7 protein-coding genes are annotated in these 8,744 nt (G+C 41.9%); 4 read left to right on the top strand and 3 right to left on the bottom strand.

Features of this window, described 5'->3' with window-relative positions; all coding sequences use genetic code 11:
- The first annotated feature begins 297 nt into the window (after positions 1–297).
- A complete protein-coding gene (locus V7K15_RS05760) occupies positions 298–582 on the top strand; it encodes a hypothetical protein (RefSeq protein ID WP_334903818.1) in 285 nt (94 codons plus the stop codon).
- Between the two features lie 747 nt (positions 583–1,329).
- Positions 1,330–1,713 (top strand): type II toxin-antitoxin system VapC family toxin, encoded by a 384-nt coding sequence (locus tag V7K15_RS05755; RefSeq protein WP_334903816.1) that lies wholly within the window; start codon positions 1,330–1,332, stop codon positions 1,711–1,713.
- A gap of 65 nt (positions 1,714–1,778) precedes the next feature.
- Here V7K15_RS05755 and V7K15_RS05750 read toward each other — a convergent pair whose 3' ends face one another.
- Positions 1,779–3,155: a hypothetical protein gene (locus V7K15_RS05750; protein ID WP_334903814.1), complete on the bottom strand. Its 1,377-nt coding sequence runs from the start codon at positions 3,153–3,155 to the stop codon at positions 1,779–1,781.
- A 138-nt stretch (positions 3,156–3,293) separates the two neighbouring features.
- On the bottom strand, positions 3,294–5,237 hold the full coding sequence (gene mnmG, locus V7K15_RS05745; protein ID WP_334903812.1) for a tRNA uridine-5-carboxymethylaminomethyl(34) synthesis enzyme MnmG: 1,944 nt from the start codon (positions 5,235–5,237) through the stop codon (positions 3,294–3,296).
- 600 nt (positions 5,238–5,837) lie between these two features.
- Here mnmG and V7K15_RS05740 point away from each other — a divergent pair.
- Positions 5,838–6,710: a D-alanyl-D-alanine carboxypeptidase family protein gene (locus V7K15_RS05740; protein ID WP_334903810.1), complete on the top strand. Its 873-nt coding sequence runs from the start codon at positions 5,838–5,840 to the stop codon at positions 6,708–6,710.
- Between the two features lie 347 nt (positions 6,711–7,057).
- Here the strand turns inward: V7K15_RS05740 and V7K15_RS05735 are convergent, their stop codons facing one another.
- The gene (locus tag V7K15_RS05735; protein ID WP_334903808.1) at positions 7,058–7,420 is read right to left on the bottom strand and encodes a hypothetical protein; all 363 of its coding nucleotides are present in this window, start codon (positions 7,418–7,420) and stop codon (positions 7,058–7,060) included.
- A 659-nt stretch (positions 7,421–8,079) separates the two neighbouring features.
- Here V7K15_RS05735 and V7K15_RS05730 point away from each other — a divergent pair.
- Positions 8,080–8,478 (top strand): hypothetical protein, encoded by a 399-nt coding sequence (locus V7K15_RS05730; protein WP_334903806.1) that lies wholly within the window; start codon positions 8,080–8,082, stop codon positions 8,476–8,478.
- The last annotated feature ends 266 nt before the right edge of the window (positions 8,479–8,744 follow it).

The following is an 8,744-nucleotide window of genomic DNA, read 5'->3' as shown; positions in this document are numbered from 1 at the left end:
AATCGAATATGCTGCCATCTCTAAATAATCTGTTTTTTTACATCTTTAAAGTTTACAATCTTTGTGGCTGGTTTGATATCAAATTGCTGTAAATAAAGAATTTTATTTTTACTTTATAAATCGCCTATTTTCTGAAAAAGGAGAATACACAGAAAATTTCTTGATATTAGCTCAAAACAAAATATTTATAGGGAAAAATTCGGTATAATAGTCAGATATTGACGATATATAGACAATTTATTGATATTTGGAAAGTTTCAGTCTAATAACTAGTTAGCCCCAAAGGAGATTAGCAGCATGACTTTGTTTGTGCGCGTCGAACCCATTGGAAAAAAAATGAATCGGCTGCTGATTTACAGCAACGGCATATTCATTGGTGAATACGAGAAATCGCAGCAAGCTGATATTGACAGAAAAATAGAAGAAATAAATGCGGCAGAAACAACGCTTCTGTCAATCTATGAGAAGTATGGAGAGTTCTGCATTCGGTGGGATGGAAAAGCAAAATCCATTCGAGTTAAAGGCATTGAGGTTGGTAGTATCCCCAAAGCAGCATGGCGGCCTCCGTCTCGGCAGAAGTAGCAAATGCTTTGTTGAATACATTTTTTATCATTTTTGCGGTTATGAGTTGATACCCACTTTGGACATTGCTCCCGCGATCGCTGATGATTTTTGAGATGGGGTGCGATCGCAAAATAAAGATAAGACCAGCCCTTGGCAACTTTAGCAGGGTCAATAAATCTGATCATAGAGGGCGCGATCGCTCATACTAGATGATAGACACCTTCGACCATAGGAGCCGTCTATGTTGCTACAAGAATTGAAAGAGCAGGTCTTCAAACTACCACCAAGCGTAGGCGTAGCCCGTCGTAGACATCGCCTTGCACTGGTGAGTGCCTCATTGAGTCCTTGCAAGACACGCCAATTTCTAAGCCTGAGCGCTCTGGCGCCATTAGACGGATGCGAGGCTTGCTAAAAACAGATCAGCCGGCACCGACTGATGAAGAAGTGGCTGCAATGTTAGAAGAGCGACGAGTGGACAAGTATCTCCAGTGAAAGTTTTAATTGATACCAATATTGTCCTAGATTTTCTGTTGGAGCGATGCCTGCGGCGGGCTACGCCTACGCCATTTTTCCAGCACGCAGAACTGTTGTTTCAGGAGACAATACAGTTCAGTTAAGCATTTCTTCCTTCTCTTCCTTCTCTACGAGACGCTACGCGAATGCGTCCTTCTCTTCTCTACGAGAGGCTGCGCCAACGAGACGCTGCGCGAATGCGTCCTTCTCTACGAGACGCTGCGCGAATGCGGTTCGTTAAAAAAATTGACTTTGACAAAGAGTTTTAGCCTTAACCCAAGCGTATTGTTTCAGGAGATTGATTCTGGTCGTATCGTTGGATATGTTACAGCGATAACACTTACAGATATTTTTTATATTTACCGAAGACACACTCCCAGCATTGAGCAAGCACGTCAAGCAGTTTCAGAAACGCTAACTGCTATGGTAATTTGTGCCGTTAATCGAGCCGTATTGGAATCAGCGTTTGGATCTGGTTTAGCTGATTTCAAAGATGCCGTTCAAATTGCTTGCGCTATTGCTCAAGGGTTAGACGCTATTTTGACACACGATACGCAAGGTTTTTTGAGTTCATCTATACCCGTTTTGTCAATTCATGAGTTGTTACAGCCGTTGGGGGCGCAAGATAGCGAGTAGTTAGTTGGAAGGCAAAGATGGCGGCAATATTTTAGTGCGTGGAAGAGTTGCTGATAGAAAAACTCTTACAATTTCTGCCCTGCGTAAATCGATCGGACTTCGCCGTTACGCCGGATGACAGCTTCCCCATTACTAACATCTACTAATGTCCAACCGCTTGAGCCAATACTTTCACCCATATTGACGCGGCGAGTCAGGCCATCAATTTTAAACAAAGCCGCAGATTTTTTGCCCAACTCTAGCAATCCTTCTAAGGTATCACTTGGAGCATCCGCGATCGCAGTTGCCGGATATACTTGTTCCTGGGTAATAGTTGGTTCTGATTCTGGTGCCAGTGCTGCACGCAACGGAACTACTGGTAATGCAGGCAGAGGGTTAGGTCTTTGCCGCACGGTAATCGGTGCAATTTTTCCAGCCACAGGTTTAAGTTCACCTCCTAGAGCCGCAGTAAAGTTGGCAGTTATCGGCTTGGCAGCTTGTTGCACTCTATTTAGGGCACTTCTCACAACATTCGGTTGATATCCGTTTAACGCACTGGCAATTTGTGGTAAAAGTGCAGGACTACCAGGAATAGCCGGGAGCGCGTAACGTATTGGCGACGGTGCTTGATAAACGGGGACATAGATTCGCTCAACAACACTTCCAGAACGGTTAGGGGCTGGTGGCAATGCTGAGAGATTACCAGTTGCTTGTTCACTACCAAAGGCTATTTGGTTAGTATTTGCCCGACTAGAGAATCCCAGGCTGAGAGATTTTTGATTGCTTTTTCCTTCTTGCTTGTCTATAACTGCCAGCGCACCGAGCATATAGTCAACTAACTCTGCCTCAATTTCTGTTTTTATAGCCAACTGTGACTGTGATTGCGGCAGTAAAAGAACTGATTCCGGCAATTTGGTATTTAAAAGATATATAACTCCAGACTCTACTAAGTAGATAGTACCAGCGATCGCTACGCCTAAAGTTGTTCCGACAATCAGCAGTTTGCCCAAAGTCTGACTACTTTTCTGAGGCTTTCTACTAACTGCTTTAACCGTACTTAATTGCTTATCGTGATCTTCAACAACTGACTGGACTGCTTGGTTGGCTGTGGGTATTCTAACTGTTTGCAGAGGCACGTATTCTGGAGGCGACTGGCGTTGAGGTTGGGCGCAAACCCCAGCAACAGACTGCGATTTGTTCTGACTACTCTGCTTAACGGTTTGAAAAGGCAGATTACCACTCACATTTAGAATGTAGTCGATATCGGCAAAGAGTTCATCCATTAAACCATCAGCATAGTTTTCTATCGACCAAGGTTCATTGGCGATTAAGTCTTCTGATGGTTCCGGTACAATTATGAGACGCGGACGGGTGCTGGCTTCTTGTAACATAGATGTTCTATCTTTGTTGCTGGGACGGAGAAACACCGCCCCTACTGCCTGAAAATTAGGATTAATAATCAAACATCCAATCCCCCGTCCAATTGAGACGAGTTGATTAAGCGTTGGTATTAAACTCAACTTTCATCAGGAGATTGTTGATGATGGCATTACTAAGATTTATGTCATCGATCATACCAATCTCCCTGCCTACTACTATACTCAGTCTTTATGAACTTTGTGTGAAGTTAATGCTGGAAACTCCTTCTGGCTCTTGGTTCTACCCAATTCTAAATATAATAATAAGGCGTTAATATCTGCTGGGTTCACACCACCGATACGTGCTGCTTGACCAAGAGTGAGTGGTTTTACGTGAGTTAGCTTTTCCCGTGCCTCTTTGGAAAGGGTATCAATTATTGTGTAGTCCAAATCCCCAGGTAAGTGGCGGTGGGCTTGGCGGGCAATTTGGTCAATCTGATTTTGTTGCCTAGCGAGATAGCCAGCATACTTAATGTCAATTTCTGCGCCTTCTTTCTCGGCGCGGTTCAGGTTAAGGTTTCCTAGTCCGAACCTGTCGAGATCAACGTAATGAAATCCCGGACGCCGCAGTAAGTCATTCAGGGTAATTGAACCTTTAATTAGTTGCTGAGTATTAGAGGCGATCGCTATGCCAATTTCATCATGTTCTTTGACGCGTGTAACTTGCAATCTTTGTTTTTCTGTGGTAATATTTACTTCTTTTTCGGTAAATAGATCCCAACGGCGATCGCTAATCAAACCAATTTCTCGTCCCAAGGGTGTCAGGCGTTGGTCGGCATTGTCAGAACGCAAAAGCAATCGATACTCAGACCTACTGGTAAGCATCCGGTAAGGTTCCCGCAAGTCTTTTGTACACAAGTCATCAACTAGCGTCCCAATGTAACTTTGCTCACGCGCAAAAACAATCATTTCTTGAGAGCGAACAAATCGAGCGGCGTTAATTCCCGCCACCAGCCCTTGCGCTGCGGCTTCTTCATAACCTGTGGTGCCGTTAATCTGCCCAGCACAAAACAGCCCCGGAATCTTCTTAGTCATCAGTGTGGGGTAACACTGAGTTGCTGGTAAATAGTCATATTCCACAGCATACGCCGGACGCAGCATTACACATTTTTCTAAACCGGGGAGAGTCCGCAACATCTGTAGTTGCAAATTTTCTGGTAAACCTGTAGAAAAGCCTTGGATATAGAGTTCCGGTATATCCCTTCCTTCCGGTTCAATAAAAATTTGATGGCTTTCCTTATCAGCAAAGCGCACAATCTTATCTTCAATACTGGGACAATAACGCGGGCCTTTGGCTTCCACCCAACCGCCATAGACGGGCGATAGGTGCAAATTATCCTTAATTAAGCGATGGGTTTCGGCAGTTGTGCGGGTGATGTAGCAAGGCATTTGTTCCCGTTCTACCCACACATCTGGGTCAAAGCTAAACCAGCGTACATCTTCATCCCCTGGCTGGATTAGCATTTTACTATAATCTACCGATCGCTTGTCTACCCGTGCTGGAGTTCCAGTTTTCAGCCTTCCGGTTTCAAATCCCAGACGATTTAGGGTTTGTGTCAATCCCTCAGCCGCAAATTCCCCAGCGCGTCCGGCTGGCATTGATTTGTTACCAACCCAAATTTTACCACCCAAGAAGGTGCCAGTTGTCAAGATAACTGCTTTAGATTGGAACCCGACACCAAAATAAGTTTCAACACCGATGACTTCACCATTAGCGCCCAGCACTAAATCTGTAGTCATGCTTTCGCGGATTGTCAAGTTTTCTTGATTCTCCACAATACTTTTCATCACTGCTGCATATTCGCGCTTATCCGTCTGGGCGCGTAATGCCCAAACAGCAGGTCCCCGTGAAGAGTTGAGGATACGTTTTTGCAGGTAAGTGCGGTCTGCTACTTTCCCAATTTCTCCGCCCAGTGCATCTACCTCATGAGTCAACTGGGATTTGGCCGGGCCACCCACTGCTGGATTACAAGGTTGCCAAGCGATTCTATCTAAATTGAGCGTCAATAGCAAGGTACGACATCCGAGGCGGGCAGAGGCGAGAGCTGCTTCACAACCGGAGTGACCTGCACCGACGACTATCACATCAAAAGCGTCTTGGAATTCAACGGAATTGTGCATGGTCATACTTACAGGATCAGCGAGCTTAGAGTCCTTTTCAATTTTAACTGTTCCGATGGTTTGCTGGAGGTATCTTTTTGACAATAAAGTTATCAAATTTACTAATAGTCAATTAGCGACAAGTTTCTTTTTTACTTGAGTAATAGGTAAAAAATCTCATCTTTTTTAAGAATTGTGGCAATGTTCCGGTTTATCAATCACAAGTATTTTTTAGATGGTTAGCCATCAACATAAATTCATTTATTACAGATATATATTAGATATCTTGCACAAATTCTATAGAAGCATATATAGCAGTTGCCAAATGCTTGAAGTACATTAGATCAAAACCTCACCCCCAGCCCCTATCCTTACTAAGGAGAGGGGAGATAGAGCCAGGGCTATTTCATTCTCATTTAGCTCGCCTCAGAATGAATTCTGCGTCTAATAGCGAAAGTCGTCTAAAGACCACTGAGAAAAGGTTATATAGCGTTATGACATCAAGTACATCATAGCCCCCTCTTGAAGAGCGGAGAGGGCGTTGGGGGTGGGGTTCCAGTACCTAACTCAATTGAGAACCGCTATAGTCTTACTTTTATTCTGGAATCAATTAATCAACTCTTTAAAATGAAACTCACGATAAAAAAGAAAAAAAATATTACTAGAATTATCAAAAAGGTAACTTTTCTCAGTATAGTTATCTTGATGATTTTTACATTAGTAGCTAGTAATGATATTACCCATAACAAATTAGTTATAACTGCTCAACCATTAAACGGATGCTTGAGTACTGATTCATTACCTTGTACAGCTACTTCTCAGCAAACAATATTAAAACCATTTATTCCCAACCCAGAATTAAATGATCAACAGCGTTTTTTATCTGCGATCGCAAAAAATTTACCCACAATTCCTCAGCCTGGTACTTATGAATATATTTTGCTGCGGGCGTATGGTGCAGTCTTCGTAAATCAAGATGTCGAGATTAAATTGCCGTTAAAAGATATCTTTGCAAATGAACAAGAAACCCAAGAGTTTCAAGCTAGTTTAACAATGAGTCATGTTGATGGCACTAACGACTGTTACTTGCAAAAATTGGCGGCTGATGCTTTCACTAAAGCGCGAATCCAACAAAAGATTCCGTTAAAATCTGGTTATGGTTTTGGTGATTGTACTCGCACTTTTAAAACAAATTTAATATTTTGGCATAAATATGCTAACGATCAAATTTTGGCAAAAGTTCAACAGGGCAAAGAAATAAAAATTCTCCGTTTGGTTGCACCTCCGGGAACTTCACAACATCTCTGGGGATTAGCAATTGATTTACACATATCTAATCAAAAACAGAGAAAAGCTCTAAATCAAAATGGTTGGTTTCAAACTGTAGAAAACGATGTTCCACATTGGACTTATGTAGGTTTACCTGAAGATAACTTACTTCTGTTTGGTTTTAAGAAAAAAATTGTCCGGGGCATTACTTATTGGATTACACCACTTTAATTTAGGACTTACGCAAAATATCCCTAAAACTCTGACTTCTCTCCGTGTCGCGCCAGTTGCTACAACTCTTGGAACCCCCGCAACGCACTGGCTTCTCTGCGACTCTGCGGTAGCCTGCGGCAAGCCGAAGCGTCTACGTTATTCCGTAACTCATGGGTAAATTCTATAACTGTTAGATAGCATGAAAACTTGGGAATACTAACCGAAAATATGTCTTTTCAGGGATTTCACTATGCCAAACGAAGCTGCTTTAAGGACTTCTAACAAATAAATTATTACTACTTGTGGGGTATTTTTTTATTTGTCAGTGCCTTAGCCTAAGCACCGCTAGACAAAGTAGTGTGTGATTAGGGAGTTGTCTTTGAGGGTGTCGCGGTGGTTTTGCGGGTGCGTTTGCTTTTGCGAAGACCACCCGCCATTTCATATTCACTACTGTCTATCCCATAAGTAAATGCAATTCCAATTAGCATTTTATCAGTGAGGTCAGTTAAAGTTTTTTCCAATTCATCCATATTGGTTTTAGAAGAGTCAATTACAGATAGAGCAGTATTATAAGCATCAATTTTGATGCGTAATTGCTGACTTATTTGGGTGATGTTTTGCAAGTTGCGAGTATCCCCAAAATCCATATCAGGATTAATTGCTCTGAGTCCAGCAACTCTTAATTCAGCTTTTTCGAGAGCGCGGTATGTACGTTTCTGACGAGACATATATATATTCGTTAGATTGTGTTCTAGACCTAGCTTGGCTTATTCAAGCGAGATTTTGGTTCAGTAGAATCCACAAAAATTAGTAGTGAGTGTAATATTCACCTCAGCAATATTAACTAAAAGCACGATGACTTTAAGAAAAAAATCGTGACTTTAAGAAAAAAATCGTGACTTTAAGAAAAAAATCACGACTTTAAGAAAAAAATCGTGACTTTAAGAAAAAAATCACGACTTTAAGAAAAAAATCGTGACTTTAAGAAAAAAATCACGACTTTAAGACGTAAAGCTTAGAGTTAAGACGCAATGAATTGAAAAACTAGCGCTGTGGTGTCTAAAATCGGAAATATTCGGATAAATCTCAATTTTTTAACTTAATTGCCATAATGCACAGCCAGACTATTTCGTTCTAGACAGAAACCGCCCAGAACTGAAGTTCACAGGCTTTTAGCTAAAGTCCGTTAAAACGGACTATAACCTTTTGTTAATCGTCTTGAGACGACTTTCGCTATTAGACTCAGAATGAATTCTGAGGCGGACTAGATGAGAATGAAATAGCCCTGCATCTTGCTCGCCCTGGTTATGCAAATTAAAACTACATCAGCTTAGAACAAAAGCGGTGTGTTAATAAGTAAAGAGGATACACATAGTCAAAGTAGGATATGGAACCTTTAACTACTGCGGCGATCGCGATCGGCTCTATAATTGCCACTAAAGCTTTAGAAAAAACTGGCGAAAAAGTAAGTGAAGCTGTATGGGATAAGACTGGCAAGTTTCTCGTTACGCTCAAAAAACATTCTCCTTATACTGTAGCTGCGATCGAGAAAGCACCGGAGCAACCACTAGATTATGGCAAAGCTGAACTAGAGGTTGAATCGGCTGCTAAAGCAAATCCTGAAGTGGCTCAAGCTATGCAGGAATTGGCAGCAGCAGCAAAAGCCGAACCAAATCCTAAACTTGCTGAAATTTTGGCTATGCCTAACCTAGAGAAATTGGCAGATAAAATTGGTCAGGTAGTAATGCCAGGTGGGACAGGAAATATTGAAAATATGTCTTTTTAATCTAACAATTTGCACTATTCTCACTTAGTCCCCTAGCCCGCCCAGAAATAAATTTCCGGGCTAATAGCTCAAGTCCACTCAAGTGGACTAAAACTATTTTTTTCTCAGTCTTCTTTAGAGGATGTTTGAAAAGTCATGATTGATGTATCAAATGTTATTACCCCACCCTAACCCTCCCCTTATAAAGGGGAGGGAACCGGATTTTTTTATTGTTTCCCCCCTTTATAAGGGGGGATTAAGGGGGGTAATAATTCGATTAAAAGCAC

Origin of the sequence: Nostoc sp., from assembly GCF_036919815.1 — a bacterium.
Classification (GTDB): domain Bacteria; phylum Cyanobacteriota; class Cyanobacteriia; order Cyanobacteriales; family Nostocaceae; genus Nostoc.
The sequence above is the reverse complement of the archived record's forward strand: the minus strand, read 5'-3'. Positions and strand labels throughout refer to the sequence as shown.

Bases quoted from the DNA above. Each gene is read 5' to 3' on its own strand.
- V7K15_RS05760 (WP_334903818.1), top strand. From the start codon at position 298: ATGACTTTGTTTGTGCGCGTCGAACCCATTGGAAAAAAAATGAATCGG.
- mnmG (WP_334903812.1), bottom strand. From the start codon at position 5,237: ATGACCATGCACAATTCCGTTGAATTCCAAGACGCTTTTGATGTGATA.
- V7K15_RS05740 (WP_334903810.1), top strand. From the start codon at position 5,838: ATGAAACTCACGATAAAAAAGAAAAAAAATATTACTAGAATTATCAAA.
- V7K15_RS05735 (WP_334903808.1), bottom strand. From the start codon at position 7,420: ATGTCTCGTCAGAAACGTACATACCGCGCTCTCGAAAAAGCTGAATTA.
- V7K15_RS05730 (WP_334903806.1), top strand. From the start codon at position 8,080: ATGGAACCTTTAACTACTGCGGCGATCGCGATCGGCTCTATAATTGCC.